The sequence below is a fragment of the Bifidobacterium colobi genome (assembly GCF_018555455.1).
Taxonomy (GTDB): Bacteria; Actinomycetota; Actinomycetes; order Actinomycetales; family Bifidobacteriaceae; genus Bifidobacterium; species Bifidobacterium colobi.
The window spans coordinates 340,289-357,720 of sequence record NZ_JAFEJU010000003.1; the positions used below are offsets into that span (position 1 = coordinate 340,289).

The following is a 17,432-nucleotide window of genomic DNA, read 5'->3' on the forward strand; positions in this document are numbered from 1 at the left end:
GCCTAGAAACCGAGGCGCGTGCGGCCGAACTGGTCAAGCCAGCGCAGAATCGCACCCTCACGCAACGCCCACGGGCAGATCTCCACTTCCTGAATGTTGAGTGCCTTCATAATCTCATCGGCCACCACGGCACCGCCCACAATCTGCATCGTGCGCTCCGGGGTAATACCCGGCAATGCCACGCGCTGTTCCGGCGAAATCGCAGCCAGGCGAGGAATCCAATCCTCCAGCTGTTCGCGCGTCATAATCGAAGTGTCCTCACGTCCCGGTTGGCGAATCACGGCTCCGCACAGGCGGGCCAGCGAGCGGAAGGTCTTCGACGTGCCCACCGCATGATTCGGATGCTTGGACTGCGGGAACACCTTGACCATCGGCTCCAGAATCTTGCGCACGTTCTTGCGCACATCCTCCAGTTCCTCAGGCGTGGCCATGCCGGAGGGCAGAAACTCAGTGGTCACACGACCCGCGCCAGCCGGCACGGACAAAGCCACGGTCGGCTCCTCATCGGAGCCCATGGCCACTTCCAGCGAGCCGCCGCCGATATCCAGCACCAGCAAACGCCCAGCATCCCAGCCATACCAGCGGCGCGCGGCAAGGAAGGTCAGTCGCGCCTCATCCGTGCCGGACAGCACCGTGACACCCTGGCCAATCAGCTCCTCGATCTTATGGATCACCTTGTTGCCGTTCGGCGCCTCACGCAACGCCGAAGTGGCCATAACCAGCAGCTGGGTGATGTCATACTCCTCCGCCAGCTTCATGCAATCGGACACCGCTTCGAGAATCGCCTCGACACCGGCTTTCTTGATGGAACCGTCTTCTTTGAGGTACTTCATCAGCCGCACGGTGGATTTGGTGCTGGCCTCAGGATCCGGGCGCGCGCCGGGTGCCGCATCCACAATCAGCATATGGATGGTGTTCGAACCGATATCGAGCACACCAAGTCGGGTGGAATGCGCACGAAGATTAACCATGATTCCTGCTCTCACTCACACTGTGACGCACCAGCACACACCTAGCCGGCATCGCAGCAATTCCTATAACGCTCATGCGTCAGCCAAGCGCTCCCGGCTCCTTCACCGCATGCCGGATGCGCCAGCTTTGCAAACGTGATTACTGTACACCACTCTGACGCTTCACAGTGATTCCACGAACTTGCCCAGCCGTTCAAGGCCCTCGCTCAACGCCTCGCGCGAAGCGGCATAGCTCAATCGCACATGCGTATCGGCGGTGGCGGCGCCGAAGTCACGACCCGGCGTCAATGCCACATGAGCCTCGTTCAATGCACGCTCGCAGAACGTCCACGCATCCAAACCGGTGCGGGAAATGTTGAAGTAGGCGTAGAACGCGCCATTCGGCTCCACTTCCACCGGCAGACCGATGCGCTTGAGGCCATCGATCACAATACGGCGGCGGGCGAGCAGTTCCTGACGGCGGGCCTCGCATTCGGCAAGGCTTTCCGGCGTGAAGCAGGCAAGCGCCGCATGCTGGGTGGGCGTGTGGGCGCACAGATAGTAGTTGGTGGCCAGATCATCCACGGCTTCCAACACGGTGGGATCGTCGGGCAGGATCGCCCAGCCCAAACGCCAGCCGGTCATGCCGAAGAACTTGGAGAAGCTGTTGCATACAATGGCACCCGGATCGCAGGCCAATACAGATTTGACTTCCGTACCATCCGGTTCGCGATCGGCCAGATCCAGATAGGTTTCATCCACGATGCGCCATGCTCCGCGCTCGGCCGCAAACTGGCACACGTCGTTCAGCACATGGAAGTCAATGGTGGTGCCGGTGGGATTGGATGGTGAGGTGATCATCACCGCTTTGGTATGTTCGGTCCAATACTGGGCGCACAGTTCAGCGTTCAGATGGAACCGGGTGGCGGCCGAAGTCGGCACGTCGATCACATTGCCTTCGAAGGAGCGCACCAGTTCGCGGTTGCACGGATACGAGGGATCGGCCACCATCACATCATCACCGGGGTCCACGGTGAGTGCGGTAGCCAGCAGCAATGCCGCCGAGCCGCCGGCGGTTACGCAGATACGCTTGGGATCGATTTCAAGATCATGACGTTCACGGTAGAAGTCGGCGATCGCCTGCCGCAGTTCCGGCAATCCCATCGCCGCGGTGTAAGGCAGTGCACGGCCGTCATATTGTTCGCGCATGGCATCGCGTACCGCGGGCGGCGCACCAAAGTCCGGCTCTCCGAGGCTTAGTTTGATGACACTGATGCCAGAGGCGATCATCTTGTCGGCTTGTTCGCCGAAAACCATGGCACGGAATGGGTTCGCTTCACGCGCGCGACGAGACATAACCGGCGACTTAGCCGGCATCTTAGCCGGCAATTCAACCGGCGAGGGAGACTGCTGCACTGCTGTATTGACCATATTTAGGTTCTATCCGCCTCTTGGGACAAGGTATCTCGCTTAGCAGGGGTTGATTTCTGCCTTTTGGAACATCTATCTGCGTTACAAGGGGTTGCTAAAGGCTCGTATATGCCGTATACGAGCCCTCACCACACCGTCATTGCGCCATTTCTGAGGCCTGCCTACTGAACAAGGAACCCCTTGTAACGCAGATAGACCTCCGGCGCGGTTCAAATCAACCCCTTGTAACCGAGTTATGACCCAATATCATTATCGCGACGCATCAGAGCCGATTGCTCACACGCATTTATAATTTCACCAGGCTTTGTATTATCAACAGCCCCATATTCAAGGAGGAATGATGAGCCAGTGGAATGGTAAGCGTGCCGAGTTCGAGGCAAGTGACGCGAAAATCAATGTGGCGATTCTCGGCGCCGGCAATATTGCACACACCATGGCCGATACTCTCGCCCAAATGGCCGAAACCCCGATGTATTCGTGGATTCACCCGTATGCCGTGGCGGCTCGCAGCTTGGAGCGCGCTCAAGCATTTGCCGACCAATGGCATCTCGATAAGGCGTATGGCTCGTATGAGGAGCTTGCCGAGGATCCGAATATGGATCTGGTGTATATCGCCACCCCGCATAGTCTGCATGCCGAGCATGCGATCCTGTGCATGAAAGCGGGCAAGAACGTGCTGGTAGAGAAGTCGTTCACCGCCAATGCCAAACAGGCCCGCGAAACTCTCGATGTGGCCAAGGAAACCAGCATGCTGTGCGCGGAAGCCATTTGGACGCGCTATATGCCGAGCCGTGCGCTGATCAACGAGGTCATCGACTCCGGTGAAATCGGCGAAGTGAAGTCCGCGAGCGCGAACCTCTGCTACCCCGTATGGAAGGTGCCGCGTATGTCCGATCCGGCCTGTGCCGGCGGCGCGCTGCTGGATGTGGGCGTCTACCCGCTGAATTTCCTCGACATGGCGATCGGTGCGGATCATGGCCGCACGGTTGAACGAATCAGCACATCGATGGTGCCGTATGAGACCGGTGTGGATGCGCAGAATTCCACCACGTTGTACTACAACGATGGTGCGATGGGCGTGTCTTCCAGCTCCATGCTGGTGTCTTCGGACCGCGGTGGTTATGTGTGGGGTACCAACGGCTATCTGGAAGTGACCAATATCAATAACCCTGAAGCCATTGACATCTATGACCATGACCATAAGCCGGTGCGCAGTATTGCCATTCCGCCGCAGTTGACCGGCTACGAGTATGAGGTGGCCGATGCCGCCAACGCGTTGCTCGATGGCAAGATCGAGTGCGAGGCTATGCCTCATGCGGATACGCTACGCATCATGGAGCTGATGGATCAGATTCGTGGCGAATGGGGCTTGAAGTTCCCGTTTGAAGACTAGATTCCTCCGCCGGCTCCTCTTTGTCAGGGGAGCTAGCGGCGAAACCGTCTGAGGGGTAATTCAACGAATATGAATTCGTTCCCGTTTGAGTAGACTGACCAATCATGGGTAATCTTACGATTCGCAGAGCTACTGCGGCCGATATGCCGCGCATCAACGACCTGCTGTTTCAGGTGGCCGAAGTGCATCATCAGGGTCGACCGGACCTGTTCAAAGGCGGCGCCAAAAAGTACACGGACACGGAGCTGAGCGACATTCTTGCCGATGATGCCACTCCGGTGTTCGTTGCCGTCAACAACGAGGGGACGGTGTTGGGCTATGCGTTCTGCGCATTCCAGCAACACCATAACAACCATGTGTTGACGGATGTAAAAACCCTGTACATCGATGACCTGTGCGTGGACGAGCAAGCGCGCGGCGAGCATGTGGGCTCTACGCTCTACCGCTTCGTGCTTGACTTCGCCCGCACATCCGGCTGCTACAACGTGACGCTGAACGTCTGGTCCTGCAACCCGAGCGCCCAAGCGTTCTATGAGCGTATGGGCTTGACGCCGTACAAGATTGGCATGGAGCAGATTCTGTAGCACTCCGCAGGGCTCTGCAGACCGGTTTCAGCCCAGCAGATCGAGCAGGTCGTCGCGGGTCAGCGAGGCGATGGACGGAGCGCCGGATGCTCCTGCACCGAAGGCACCGGATTCGTCGGCGTTAAGCGACGCATCGGTGAACTGCCTGGCCAACTCGCTCTTGGTGTGCTGCAATTCCAGGATGCGCTCCTCGATGGTGTCTTTGGCCACCACCTGATACACGTTCACATCCTCGGTCTGCCCGATGCGATGCGCACGATCGGTGGCCTGATTCTGTGCGGCAGCATTCCACCACGGGTCGGCATGAATCACCACGCTGGCGCCCGTCAGGTTCAACCCGGTATTGCCGGCTTTCAGGGAAATCAGGAACGCCGGCGTATCGTCCGCGTTGAAACGGTCCACCAAGGCCAGTCGCTGTTTCTTCGGCGTGGATCCGGTGATGGTGTAGTACCGCAGACCCTGCTCATCGAACCGGGCGGCAATCAGTTCCAGGAAACTGGTGAACTGGGAGAAGATCAACGCCTTCTTGCCCTCGTTCACGCAGGTTTCCACCAGTTCGGCAATCGCCGCCAGCTTGGCCGACTGATCCTTGGCATCGGCATACACGAGCCTTGGATCGCAGCAGATCTGCCGCAGCCGGGTCAGTTCGGCGAGGATGCGGATCTTCGATGTATTGAAGTCCGCTTCCTCGCTATGCTCCAACTGCATACGCAAGCGCTGTTCATGAGCGGCGTACAGTTTGCGCTGCTCCCCTTCCAGCTGCACGGTAAGCGTATTCTCCAGCTTGTCCGGCAGATCGGTGAGCACCTGACGTTTCAGTCTGCGTTTGATGAACACGCCTACCAGCGCCTGCAACCGATGCGCCACGCGCGCGGCCTCAGGGTTGACTTCGGCGGCGGCGCGCCCCTCGGCGGTCGTACTGTCCGCAGCACGCGCGTTGGCGATGGGCAGCTCGTAGCGTTCGCGGAACCGCTTATAGGAGCCCAATAATCCCGGCATCAGGAAGTCGAAAATGCTCCACAGTTCGGAAAGCCGGTTTTCGATTGGGGTGCCGGTCAAGGCAAAACGATGGTCGGCGGCCACGGATTTCACAGCTTTGGCGATTTTCGTCGTGTGATTCTTAATGTATTGAGCCTCGTCCAAGGCCATGATGGAGCAATGGCGCTTACCGTCCGTATCACTGCCCTGTTCTATGCTGCCGGAATCATCAGCCGTGTATTCCTCCACATCGCGGCGCAGCAAATCATACGAGGTGATCAGCACTGTCGGCTCGTCGGCATGGAAAGCACGGGCGATGGCATTGCGCCGCTCGGTTTTGGTGCCGGCTACGACTACCGCGTTGAAACTGGGCGCGAACTTCGCGAACTCGGCGGCCCAGTTGTACACCAATGATGCCGGGCAGACAATGAGCGATGGCTTCAATGGCTCCGCAGTCTCCGTCCGCGCGGCCCGCTGATATCGGGAAAGAATCAACGCGATGAGCTGCACGGATTTGCCCAAACCCATTTCATCGGCGAGAATGCCGCCGAAACCTTTATCGCACAACGTGCTCAGCCAGCGGAAACCATCGGCCTGATACGGGCGCAGAATGTTCTTGAGACTGTCCGGCACCTCATAGGAAGTCGGATCGATGACTGCCAGATCATCAATGTATTGGGTGAAGGATGCGTCTTTGACCACATCCGAACCGTCGTCGGGCAGTTCGCCGTCCAACAGGAACGCCTGATTGCCGGGCAGTTCAATGGAACCGGAGTCAAGCTGCTTCTCGCTGAGGTCAAGGTCGGACGCCAGTTTGTCTAATGTGCTCAAATCGGCGCCATCGAGACGAACCAGCGTGCCATCCTTCAACTGGTGGAAGCGTTGTTTGCGGCGATACGAGGCCAGCAATGCGCCTACCTCGTTCGGCGGCACTTCATCGGCGATTGGTGAAATCTCCACCAGATTGCCTTTGACAGACAACCCCACCTTCACGCTTGGCGCTTTGGGCGCCACCAGCCGGTCGAAGGCGGGCGTGGTGAACACGCTGCCGACCTCGTGTAAAGCCCGCAGTCCTTCGTCGAACAATCGCACGATCTGCTGGGTGTTGTCCCGGTCGATGGTGGCCGCGCCAGCCTGCTTGGCCCGGGTGCGTGCCGCGGTTCGTGCCGCAGCGGCCCGTGACGTTTTCGTGGTGAATCCTCGCGCCGCGGATGCCGGTTTTACGTCTCGTCCGCGCGCATCCGGCATGTCGAAGAACGCGCGCACCACATCCGTGGCGAGGTGCTCCGTTTCGAAATCACGGCCTACGACGGCGTTCGCCGGCGTATTATCACGTGCATGCACCGCAGGCCCTGCGGGCACCAGCGGCACCACCGTTTCGTCATAGCGGGCTTTGATCACACATTCCACACCATATTCAGTGCGGTCCAGATAGAATTCGTTCTCGCATTCGGTGGGGCTCAGCTCGGCAAGTTCGCGTGGAAGCTCATGCGCATCCAGCAATCCCGCCGTCACCAGACGAGGCAGCAAGGTTCTAGCGAACAAGGCCATATCATCGCCGGCAATAACTTGGCCTTCACCACCCGGCGCAAAAAGCTCGCCAATCAGGGTGCGAATATCCGCCAATTGTTCAGGACAGCGCACGAACCGGCATCCCGCCGCGCTTTTTCGCTGCGACTGCAGCATCATCGGCGAGGTATAGGTGAGCGGACTCGCGGCGGCAAGCAACAGCCACGAGTGTTTGCCCGCCTCAACCACCGCTTCCACGCCGGGTTCGCCTTGCAGCAGATATCCGGCGTTCGACCCATATTCACGGTAGTCGCGGCGAGTCAATCGCATGGTCAGACCGGGGTCGCCGCCATCCACCGGCACGGATGCCGGCTGACTGGAAAACCAGGAATCCAGCACCAGTTGGATGCCCTTGCCCTCACGAATCCCCAGTAGGGACGCGACCTCCCGGGCCGAAAGCGTCATACGCCGGTCAATGGCAATATGCCCGTAATAGCGATCCTGCTGCTCGGCGGCCTCGCGTACGGCGAGCGCGGATTCCAGGAAATCCAGCAGCGGCTCACTATCCGTATCCAGCATCTGCGGCGTATGCGCAAACGCCAGTTTCTTGCCGTAATCCACATATTCGCCGTGTCGCATAGCACGCACGAATTGAGGAATCGACTTCAACACATAGTTTGCGCCATTAACGGGAGCGCCGATTTTCAATTCCACGCTCCACACGCCGTCGATGAAGCTCAGGATGGGCGTCACATGCACTTGCCCCGGCGCCACCGTTTGCGGCATGCCTTGGTACCCGCTTCGGCCCGCGGATTTGCGCCGACCGGATGGCATGGAAGCCGAACCGTTCGCGTCCACACGTTGCATGATGGCCGTACGCCGACGCTCCTTGGCCTGCGCTTGGCTTTTGTCCAACCGCTCCATGTAATCGAGCATGATGCGAGACGGGCGCACGGCTCCGGCCTGATAGCCGTCGAATCGTTGCGGATCGTCACAGAAGGCGAGCGCCACCGCCACCATATGCTTGCACAGGCCGTATCCACGCCCGTATGCAGGGCAAGTGCAGGATCCTCCGTTGAGCTCACCGGTGTCCAGCGAGAACATCACTTCCGTGCGATACCGGCTGGAGGGGCTGGTGGTGCCGCGGAGCGTGGCATTGAGCTGCGCATATCCGATGCGATCATTACTGCTGAACGCAGGGGCCAGCATCATCAGCGAAGCATTATTGGCAATCACGCGCGCCCTGTCGAGAACCGCACGGGACGTGGACGTTTGGATATCCCTGCGCAGCGCGTCAAAGGGAATATATGAACCGCGGGCTTGCGCATTGCCTTGATTTCCCGCATTACGCGCAACAGTACCATCATCATCAAACCAGACCGCGCGACCTGACCTGTGCGCATACGGCACCGGCATATCATCCGCGCTTAAGGCATCTGCGGAACCGAATACTGCGGCATTATCAGTCGCAGCAGCCGCAGCAGTCACATCTGTTTCATCATCATCTGCAGCCGCATATCCACGAGGATTACGCCGCCGTTGAATCCAGCGGCGCGCGGCATCATCGAACTCATCGCCAAGCGCATCGTCATAACCATAGGATTCATACCCGTCGTCGTGAGGACCACGAGAATCATCCGCAGCCTCATCGGAGACATGCCCGAACACACCATATCCGCTCACCAAGGCGCATCTCCTCTCCAGTCCGGCCTTGCTCCGGACCACATTCCCGGGCTGCTCAAATTCAGAACAACCCAACATTCCCATCCTAGACGAAACGCGGTAGCCTTGAATCTATGGACGCCATGGATGCGGGATATGCAACAGATGATTCAGTCGATTCAGCCAAGCGCAAAACCTACGCCGGCAATAGCGCGTTGGAAATCCTCGAAGTACTGTGGCGGCACAGCTATTTGGGTCACGGGCTTTCCGTGCGGGAGATTCTCGATGAGCTCGCCACAATGCATCATACGGACGACCCTCGCGACCTGCCAACGGCGAAAACCGTGCGCAACCAGTTGAGAAAACTCTCCGAAGCTGAATTCCTCGGCAGACATGTGGGCTACATCACCGAAGAAGACAGCCTCAAAGTAGGCTGCAAAGACCCTCAGCCCGGTTGGTATGTGGACGCGTTCCTCACACCCGCCGAAATGCGATTGCTGGCGGACAGTCTCACCCTCTCGCGCATCAGCATCGACACCTTGGATGAGCTCGTCGGGAAAATCCGCGAACTCGCCGGAGCTGCAGGCGAATCCATCGACTACTTGAACCATGTGACCGCCTACACCCATATCAACGGCGAATTCCTTTCCACCATCGACCAGATCAACCAAGCCATCGAAGACGGTCATGCCATCAGCTTCCAATACTGTGATTACGGACCGGATGGCACCATGGTGCCGCATATCAGTCACACCACCGGATCACGCGGCATCTATATCGTCGACCCGTACCAGATGGTGTACAAAAACGGGCGATATTACCTGATCTGCCACATGCACGGCGAACATCATCTGCGCATATTCGTCGTCAATCGCATAGCCGGCGTCACCACTCGGGGAGCGAACGGGCCGCTGCGCATCGAACAGCCCGCCCCACACGATTTCGACGCCGTGACCTTCATGCGGCACAGGCCGTATCCGGTTGCCGATGCACCGGTCAATATCCGCATGGCCATCCGGGACCGCTCCATGCTCAACAACGTGTTCGAATGGTTCGATGATCCGCAAGTCAAACAATCAAAGGACGGCGAACAGTTCGAAGTCATCGTCGAGGCGCCCGAGAGAGCCGTATTTTGGTGGGCATTGCAGTATTCATGGGATGCGCGACTGATCATCATGGAACCGCAATCCCTGCGCGACCGGCTGTACCAAGCCGGCCTGCATATGGCCAACGTCTACAAGCCAGCGCCATAACCCATGGTTTCCATGGTTTCCATGGTTTCCATGGTTTCCATGGTTTCGGCTCCCATCACACTCACAGGGGAGCTGGCAGCACAGCTGACTGATGGGACACCCATATGCCATATGCCGTGATTGCACGCCGCATGCCGTGATTGCACGCCATAACCTGAAAAACCGTATGCATCTATACCCCACCTGCCATTAAGCTAGACAGTTAGTGATGAATTCACGCTACACGCAACACATAAGGAGCACTATATGAGCGAAGAGCGTACAGCATGGGGCTGGGGTCTGGCCAGCGTAGACGCAGCCGGCAACACCCTGGATGTCTGGTACCCGGAGCTGACCCTTGGCGAAGCACCAGCGGAAGCCGATCGTCCGAATCATAACTTCGGTACTCTGGCACACACGGAAGCCGATGCACGTGGCGTACGTCGCGTTCCTGTGTTCGCCGTCAGCCAGCTGGACGAGCCGATTGCTTCTCCGGCCGACGCCTATCTCAAACTGCATCTCCTGAGCATGCGTATGGCCAAACCGAACACCCTGAATCTGGAAGGTATTTTCGCCCAGCTCAACACCGTGGTCTGGACCAACTACGGCCCGTTCGCTGTTGAGGACTTCACACTGCGCAAGGCCGATGTGGAACGTGTGGCCACCGATGCCGCCCTGGCATTCGCCACGCAGACCGGCCTTCCGGCAGCAGCCCCCGCCGCCACCGTCAACGTGTTCGGCCTCGATAAGTTCCCGCGCATGATCGACTACGTGACCCCCACCGGCGTACGCATCGGCGATGCCGATCGCGTCCGTCTGGGCGCCTACCTGTCCGCCGGCACCACCGTGATGCATGCCGGCTTCGTGAACTTCAACGCCGGCACCCTTGGCGTTTCCATGGTTGAAGGCCGCGTCTCCCAAGGCGTTGTGGTTGGCGACGGTTCCGACATCGGCGGCGGCGCCTCCATCATGGGCACCCTGTCCGGCGGCGGCAAGCTCCGCAACTCCATCGGCGAGCACTCCCTGCTCGGCGCCAACGCCGGCATCGGCATCTCGCTGGGCGACAACTGCGTGGTCGAAGCCGGCCTGTACATCACCGCCGGCACCAAGGTGACCATCTGGGACAAGGCCAAGGCCGCCGCCGGCGAACCGCTCGAAGTGGTCAAGGGCGCAGACCTGTCCGGCAAAAACAACATCCTGTTCATCCGCAACTCGGTGAACGGCCGCATCGAAGCCCGCTACCGCAAGGTGGGAATCGAGCTCAACGCTAAGTTGCATAAGAACTGAGTGCACACTAGTGGAGCGTTATCTTCGTTGCTCCTCGATCGACGTACCATCGTACGCCTTCCCTCGGTGCGCCTCGATACCGCACACACTATTGCACACTCAGAACTGACTCTGCCGGTTCTTATGCAACCGACGCCGCATGATTCAGTGCATGATTATTCGGAATCATGCACTGAATCATGCACTGCAACGTCTCGTGCTGTATCGCAGTGGGGCGAACCCTCAAGCCGCTCGAAGAAACGCCTCGCTGCGCGTATGCAAGCGGGGCGTTCTTGTATATCTCTCGAGATATTGCCCCGCTGAACGCATCCCAACAAGGAATTCCCACGATTAGGTCGAGGTTTTGCTCCGCTTAGCACATGCTCACCAGAGCAAAACCTCGACCCAATCAACGTATTGCCCCAGTGAGCTCTCTAAACGCCGCAAATCCTCGACACACTCGAGGATTTGCCTCGCTAAGCACCCTCTCAGCGAGGCAAATCCTCGGCCCAATGCGATATTCCATACGCAATGCAACACATGTTGAGCACGTTTCGCTCACATGCTAGCAGCATGCCGAATTGCTATCACCGTTCGTCAAGCGGCACGTAATCGCGCTCCACCGGGCCGGTGTAAACCTGGCGCGGGCGGCCGATCTTGGTGTTCGGATCAGCGAGCATCTCACGATACTGTGCAATCCAACCGGGGATACGCCCCAAAGCGAACAATGTGGTGAACATGGCCGGATCGAAGCCGATGGCACGGTAAATCAAACCCGTATAGAAGTCCACGTTCGGATACAGATTGCGCGAAACGAAGTACTCGTCGCTCAGGGCAATGCGTTCCAACTCCACGGCCACATCGAACAATGCACGTTCGTCGGCCGGCAGCTTGGATGTATCCTCGCGTTCCATAATCTTCTCCAAGTACTGCTTGGCGATGGCTGCACGCGGATCATAGGACTTGTACACACGGTGACCAAGGCCGGAGATCTTCTGGCCGTTCTTCTTGGCCTCTTCCACGAACTCGGCAACCGTCTTACCGGAATCGCGAATCGCCTTCAACTGGCGCAACACAGCCTCATTCGCGCCGCCATGCAACGGACCGGAAAGCGCGTTCACGCCAGCGGCCACCGCGGAATACAGGTTGGCGTGGGCGGAACCGGCGATGCGCACCACGGACGTCGAGCAATTCTGCTCATGATCGGCGTGGATAATGAGCAGTCGACCCAGTGCGTGCACATACAGCGGATCGGATTCGAACGGTTCATAGGGAACGGCGAAACACATGCGCAGGAAGTCATCCACATAGCCGCGCGCGTAATCCGGATACAGCATCGGTTCATCACGGCGACGACGGAAGATGTAGGACACGATGGTACGCACTTTGGCCATGATGATGACCGCCGCCTCATCAAGCTGGTCGGAATCGGTGATATCCGTAGTATCCGGATAGAACGTGGCCAGTGCGTTGATGGCGGAGGCGAGCACGCTCATCGGATGCGCGGTACGCGGGAACGAACCCATGAAGGTGCGGAAATCCTCACCGACCATGGTGCGATGGTTGATGGCGGAAACGAACTTCTCGTACTGCTCCTTGCTCGGCAGGTCTCCATGGCGCAGCAGCCACGCCACTTCCAGAAAATCGGACTGGTCGCAGAGCTGTTCGATTGGGTAGCCGCGATAGCGCAGAATCGAATGCTTGCCATCGATATAGGTGATTTTCGACTCGCACTGAGCGGTGGTCAGAAATCCCGGATCAAGCGTCACCCAGCCATCGTTGCGCAGTTTGGAGACGACGATACCGTCCGCACCTGCCGTTGCCTTAACCACCGGCAGGGTATATTTGCTGTCATCCACATTCAGCTGGGCTGTTGCCATACTTATTGCTCCCTATTACATACGGGCTGATACCGATGGGCGTGCCATTCGGTTCAAAAGTATGGCTCACTATATGGCACCTATGTTTCAACGCAAGTTGTCGTCTCAAAAACACGCGCGACACCATTGCGCCGCAATAAAAAAACCTCCACGGTGTGGCAAACAACACTATGGCCATTCCGCTAAAACCGCAGAAATAAGCCATTTTCGTTTACCACACCGTGGAGGAATCACCACACCGTGGGAGAGAATCACAGGTTGGTGCGATCGGTGAAGATGATCGGGCCGTTTTCGGTGATGGCGATGGTGTGCTCGGAGTGAGCGCCACGGGAGCCATCCTCGGAACGCAACGTCCAGCCGTCCTTCGGATCCTGGTAGATCTCGTCGGTGGTCTTCAGGAACCACGGTTCGATGGCGATGACCAGGCCTTCGCGCAGCTTGTAGCCGTGGTGCGCCTTGCCGTCGTTCGGCACATGCGGGTCACCGTGCATAATGTGACCCACACCATGACCACCGAATTCAAGGTTGATCGGATAGCCGTAGGTACGAGCAACGTCGCCGATGGTGCTAGAGATGTCACCGAGGCGGTTGCCCGGCTTTGCCACGTCAATGGCGGCGGCGAGCGCTTCCTCAGTGCACTTGATCAGTCGCAGGTCTTCCGGATCGGGGTCCTTGCCGACCACGAAGCTCACTGCGGAATCGGCAACCCAGCCGTCCACGGAGATGGCGAGATCAAGGGAGACCAGATCGCCGTCCTTCAGGTTGTAGTCATACGGAATGCCGTGCAGTACTGCGTCGTTGACGGACGTGCAGATGTAGTGGGCGAACGGGCCGGTGCCGAAGTCCGGCGCGTAATCCACGTAGCAGGATTCTGCACCCTTGCGGTCCACGATCTTCTTGTGAACGAATTCGTCGATTTCCAGCAGATTGGTGCCGACCTTGGTGGTTTCCTGCAGTTCCTTCAAAATGCCGCCGACGAAACGGCCGGCAGGCTTCATTTCCTCGATTTCACGAGGGGTTTTCAGTTCGATCATACGGTTCTTTCTACCTTGTTGAGACTTGTTCTCAACTCTAGACCAGCCCGGGGTCAACCGCCAGGGACTATGCGCTATTTCTTGCGCACATGCCGTCCCCGCCTCCTCTCCACTCGGCCAATACGAACATCCACTAGAAGAGACGTTTCTTTGTAGTTCTCTGGCTGCTTCTTTTTCCCTCCCAACACGCCAAATTCCAAACATCCTGCAATATAGTTTGCGGATGTCTGAATGCTAGTTCTTCAGGGCTGCATCGCGCATCGACGGCCCGTAAGATTCGATCTCGTTCGAGCATTGATCGCATTTCCTCTTCCGTAAGGTCATAAACATCCGACTCGGACGTATTGCCCGCTCTATTGGCTTCATGTTTGAAAACGAGTTTCACAACGACTCCCTCCCGTCTATATCGGGAAATGGGAGACCCGCACCAGAAAAGACCAAAAGCATACAGACCGCTTAACAGCGTGCGGGGCCATCAACTCATTCTTATTTTCAAGACAACAGAATTCCGTTGATGGCCCCGCACCACAATTCTGTAGGCAGGTCTCTTTGCTTTGAATATGAACGTCCACAGCCAGCTTCGCTGCAGCAAATGATCGATACGCCTAATGAATGGCCAGTTCAATAAAAGGCATAGTCGTTACAACTTGTCAGTTCAGTCCATCGCTCTCCTTTCGTGAGAAGTCTGCGCACACAATAGGGTTCAATAACCTAACCGTCATATACTGGATTTGGTTGTCCAGCGAATATCGGAACTAAGTTCCAAACCTGTTTTTATCGTAGGAAAACTGCCCTTGGGCACTGAAGGCAAAGCGAGGCAAAGTGAGGCGAAATGAAGACGAACTTGACTCTGGCTCAGTCAGGTAACATGTACGCACTAGGAGATTTTTTGCGCCATTGCCCACTTGTACGCGATTGGAGTGCCCCACAGCAAAATCGGGTTTATGAAAGATTTTTTCGATCAAGCACGATTGGATTTGCAACTGCAAGTACTGAGGCATAATCGAGAGCACCCCTATCCCGATACCTGCCAGTTCTGCCACAGCACCATACAAATGAAACCACCGAGCGACGAGGATGTTACAGCAAGAGAGGCAGATTTTGATCGACAAACTTTCGATATCACAATAGACGGTTATTCAAAAGCAGCTGAACAAGGTAAAGGTTACTGTGCACTCCTCAACACCGTGTTATTGCTTGCTTTTCACGACTATCTGAACAGACGATCATCACATGCCCTTCAATGGCTGCTCATCGACACTCCTTTGCTGGGATTTGATGAAGGAGTCCATGCCATCAGCACATCCATGCGCGCTGGACTGTTCGACGCATTAAAAGAACAAGCCAAAGACCAGCAAATCATCATCTTAGAGAACACAGATCATATCGATGAGCTGGATTTTGACAGTAACGTCAACCTCATTCGCTTTACCAAAAATCGCCACCAAGGTCGTTATGGCTACTTGAATGACGTTTACGACATAACGGAAACCACTCCATTACGATAGGATAGAAATGCCAAAATACATATGCAAAAATTCAAATTTTTTTGCAAAGAAATATCATCTTTTTATTCTCGCAAATACCATACTCCCTTCGTTTCTTTTATTCATACAACTTCGAATCATATTTGAAATAGTAAAAATGACCTGGTTTATTCCATTACTATATATCGGCATAATAACAATTCCACATATTTCATTTTCATTTGTTTTTTATTTACTAAATAAAAAAGTATTCAAATCGATAAAATACAATTTTTCACTAGTATTAATATCACTAATTCTTTCTTACATATTTAATAATATAAGCATAATATGCTTATATTATTCACTTAACATTGATATAATTAACAGTTTTTTGACTTCATACATTATATCTATATCGATGACGGATCATGGATTGGTCGCCTCTATGGCTCATATGGCATACCAGCATTAATTTATGCGCTTGGGTTGGCTCTCTCTATAGAAAAACCAACCCAAGCGCAGAAATAATTAGAAGATATAATCAGCTAATGCTTTACACGATGCGTTAATTACATCAGCAGAAACCTCTCCAATTATTGACCACTTCAATATCCCATTCCCCCAATCCACTTTAGTTCGGAAAGCAGTGGCAGCATCATTCTGATTGGTAGCACCCATACTCCACGCAATTTGCTTGAAACGATTTGCCAATAAGCCAGCATCGTTGTAGTAGTCACGCATGGTCTGAGACAGCAGATGTGTGGATTCACCATTACCCGCACTAAGCACTTGAGCAAAACGAATAGCATCACCATCGCAGCATAAATCGTCACGATTACACGAATTACTGATGGACTTCCATACACCATTCACATATTTGCCGGTAATCAAATTAGCAATTCCCGGATGCGACAGGTATGTCTCATCTTGCCCAACAAGCGCCTCGCAAACGGCGTGAAGATCCGCATCGGGATTCCAATCCATGACATCTTGGATATTACTCATCGTCGAGGCCAAATCCCATCCCTGACCCCTGTAATTACTGATTTCAGTAAACTGGTCATATACCCAATCATTAGGAATCGGGAATCCCAGATTGCCGGAAAATCCCGTAGACATGTCCGACACGAACGCACATCCAGCACACCCCGCTTCAATAATACGTGTGCAAATGTTGCGCGAAGCGTAGATACCAACTTTATAACCACCACCAAGGCTAGAGAGAATCGCACGGAAATACGGAAGAATGGTGCTGCTCACCTGATCATCGGTAGCATCGAAATCGACCGCGAAATAGATATATGTTGGCGGAATACCCAAACGCTGCGCCGCCTCTCGAGCGCTCTGGGCATGCTTCCTACCGTTTTCCACAGTGAAATGGCTAAGCTTCGTGGAATATTCTTGGAAAATCGGGAAGAATTGCATACCACCCGCAGTAATGCGTTCAAGCTCGCCAGGACGAATTGCCTTGAAGTATTCCGATGGGTCAAGCTTATTCTGTCCAGGCTCAGTCAGATAACGACCAACAATTCGATAACCATCTGCCTTGAGCGTCGCCAATCGCTCCGCTGTAATTTCAAAACGGGTATCACCACCAATGCCCATATCAGTCTTGAGATCTTTAATTGCCGAACCGGTACCGCTGTAAAAATGTTGAGAGATATTGCTACCAGTTGAGTACCCCTTGCACCAGAGCGCTCCTTGGATGATGGAATATACATTCGATTTGGCCCCATCGCCGTCTTTCTGCTGCTGGACACCGTTAGGATACCGCTTCGCAAAAAGACTCTGCGTAGAAGGACCGAAATTATCGGCTGTGGTTTGGATACCTAGCTCAATTTGCAGCGCTCGCGTCAAACCGTAAATCGTTTCCCAACCGGTTTGCCCATTTTCAGAGACAGCGTTGAATCGAGAATCCTTCCCATAGGTTTTATTCAGCCACTGCTGTGTTTGCAAAACCATCTGGTCTACCATAATGTCCTCCTTTATAGGATCAGTACTGTTCGGGCGGGAATAATCACCCGCCTTCACTCGTACTGCCGCA

At 55.7% G+C, this 17,432-nt stretch carries 11 protein-coding genes and 1 pseudogene; 5 read left to right on the top strand and 7 right to left on the bottom strand.

Going from position 1 to position 17,432, the window contains the following annotated elements:
- Window positions 1-2: 2 nt before the first annotated feature.
- Complete coding sequence (locus JS530_RS06000; protein WP_214376271.1) at window positions 3-971, bottom strand: Ppx/GppA phosphatase family protein; 969 nt, start codon at window positions 969-971, stop codon at window positions 3-5.
- 162 nt (window positions 972-1,133) lie between these two features.
- Window positions 1,134-2,327: an aminotransferase class I/II-fold pyridoxal phosphate-dependent enzyme gene (locus JS530_RS06005; protein WP_425350860.1), complete on the bottom strand. Its 1,194-nt coding sequence runs from the start codon at window positions 2,325-2,327 to the stop codon at window positions 1,134-1,136.
- Window positions 2,328-2,721: 394 nt separating this feature from the next.
- On the opposite strand from JS530_RS06005, the gene JS530_RS06010 reads away from it, so the two are divergent.
- Both JS530_RS06010 and JS530_RS06015 read left to right on the top strand, forming a co-directional pair.
- On the top strand, window positions 2,722-3,774 hold the full coding sequence (locus JS530_RS06010) for a Gfo/Idh/MocA family protein (RefSeq protein WP_214376272.1): 1,053 nt from the start codon (window positions 2,722-2,724) through the stop codon (window positions 3,772-3,774).
- 104 nt (window positions 3,775-3,878) lie between these two features.
- On the top strand, window positions 3,879-4,358 hold the full coding sequence (locus tag JS530_RS06015) for a GNAT family N-acetyltransferase (protein WP_214376273.1): 480 nt from the start codon (window positions 3,879-3,881) through the stop codon (window positions 4,356-4,358).
- Between the two features lie 27 nt (window positions 4,359-4,385).
- Here the strand turns inward: JS530_RS06015 and JS530_RS06020 are convergent, their stop codons facing one another.
- A complete protein-coding gene (locus tag JS530_RS06020) occupies window positions 4,386-8,531 on the bottom strand; it encodes a DEAD/DEAH box helicase (RefSeq protein WP_214376274.1) in 4,146 nt (1,381 codons plus the stop codon).
- 119 nt (window positions 8,532-8,650) lie between these two features.
- On the opposite strand from JS530_RS06020, the gene JS530_RS06025 reads away from it, so the two are divergent.
- On the top strand, window positions 8,651-9,760 hold the full coding sequence (locus JS530_RS06025; protein WP_214376275.1) for a helix-turn-helix transcriptional regulator: 1,110 nt from the start codon (window positions 8,651-8,653) through the stop codon (window positions 9,758-9,760).
- On the opposite strand, the gene JS530_RS10940 is transcribed toward JS530_RS06025, so the two are convergent.
- Window positions 9,742-9,864: a hypothetical protein gene (locus JS530_RS10940; RefSeq protein ID WP_281067685.1), complete on the bottom strand. Its 123-nt coding sequence runs from the start codon at window positions 9,862-9,864 to the stop codon at window positions 9,742-9,744. The genes JS530_RS06025 and JS530_RS10940 overlap by 19 nt on opposite strands.
- 142 nt (window positions 9,865-10,006) lie before the next feature.
- Here JS530_RS10940 and dapD point away from each other — a divergent pair, with 142 nt between their 5' ends.
- Window positions 10,007-11,026: a 2,3,4,5-tetrahydropyridine-2,6-dicarboxylate N-succinyltransferase gene (gene dapD / locus JS530_RS06030; RefSeq protein ID WP_214376276.1), complete on the top strand. Its 1,020-nt coding sequence runs from the start codon at window positions 10,007-10,009 to the stop codon at window positions 11,024-11,026.
- Between the two features lie 566 nt (window positions 11,027-11,592).
- Here dapD and JS530_RS06035 read toward each other — a convergent pair.
- Window positions 11,593-12,885, bottom strand: a complete 1,293-nt coding sequence (locus tag JS530_RS06035; protein WP_214376277.1) for a citrate synthase — start codon at window positions 12,883-12,885, stop codon at window positions 11,593-11,595.
- 251 nt (window positions 12,886-13,136) lie between these two features.
- Window positions 13,137-13,919 (bottom strand): type I methionyl aminopeptidase, encoded by a 783-nt coding sequence (gene map, locus JS530_RS06040; protein WP_033891369.1) that lies wholly within the window; start codon window positions 13,917-13,919, stop codon window positions 13,137-13,139.
- A 944-nt stretch (window positions 13,920-14,863) separates the two neighbouring features.
- Between map and JS530_RS06045 the strand changes: the two genes are divergently transcribed.
- Window positions 14,864-15,427 (top strand): hypothetical protein, encoded by a 564-nt coding sequence (locus tag JS530_RS06045; protein WP_214376278.1) that lies wholly within the window; start codon window positions 14,864-14,866, stop codon window positions 15,425-15,427.
- Window positions 15,428-16,402: 975 nt separating this feature from the next.
- Here the strand turns inward: JS530_RS06045 and JS530_RS06050 are convergent.
- A pseudogene (locus JS530_RS06050) lies at window positions 16,403-17,362 on the bottom strand (glycoside hydrolase domain-containing protein); the annotation flags it as partial.
- Between the last annotated feature and the right edge of the window lie 70 nt (window positions 17,363-17,432).

Bases quoted from the DNA above. Each gene is read 5' to 3' on its own strand.
- JS530_RS06000 (WP_214376271.1), bottom strand. From the start codon at position 971: ATGGTTAATCTTCGTGCGCATTCCACCCGACTTGGTGTGCTCGATATC.
- JS530_RS06005 (WP_425350860.1), bottom strand. From the start codon at position 2,327: ATGCCGGCTAAGTCGCCGGTTATGTCTCGTCGCGCGCGTGAAGCGAAC.
- JS530_RS06010 (WP_214376272.1), top strand. From the start codon at position 2,722: ATGAGCCAGTGGAATGGTAAGCGTGCCGAGTTCGAGGCAAGTGACGCG.
- JS530_RS06015 (WP_214376273.1), top strand. From the start codon at position 3,879: ATGGGTAATCTTACGATTCGCAGAGCTACTGCGGCCGATATGCCGCGC.
- JS530_RS06025 (WP_214376275.1), top strand. From the start codon at position 8,651: ATGGATGCGGGATATGCAACAGATGATTCAGTCGATTCAGCCAAGCGC.
- JS530_RS10940 (WP_281067685.1), bottom strand. From the start codon at position 9,864: ATGGGTGTCCCATCAGTCAGCTGTGCTGCCAGCTCCCCTGTGAGTGTG.
- dapD (WP_214376276.1), top strand. From the start codon at position 10,007: ATGAGCGAAGAGCGTACAGCATGGGGCTGGGGTCTGGCCAGCGTAGAC.
- JS530_RS06035 (WP_214376277.1), bottom strand. From the start codon at position 12,885: ATGGCAACAGCCCAGCTGAATGTGGATGACAGCAAATATACCCTGCCG.
- map (WP_033891369.1), bottom strand. From the start codon at position 13,919: ATGATCGAACTGAAAACCCCTCGTGAAATCGAGGAAATGAAGCCTGCC.
- JS530_RS06045 (WP_214376278.1), top strand. From the start codon at position 14,864: ATGAAAGATTTTTTCGATCAAGCACGATTGGATTTGCAACTGCAAGTA.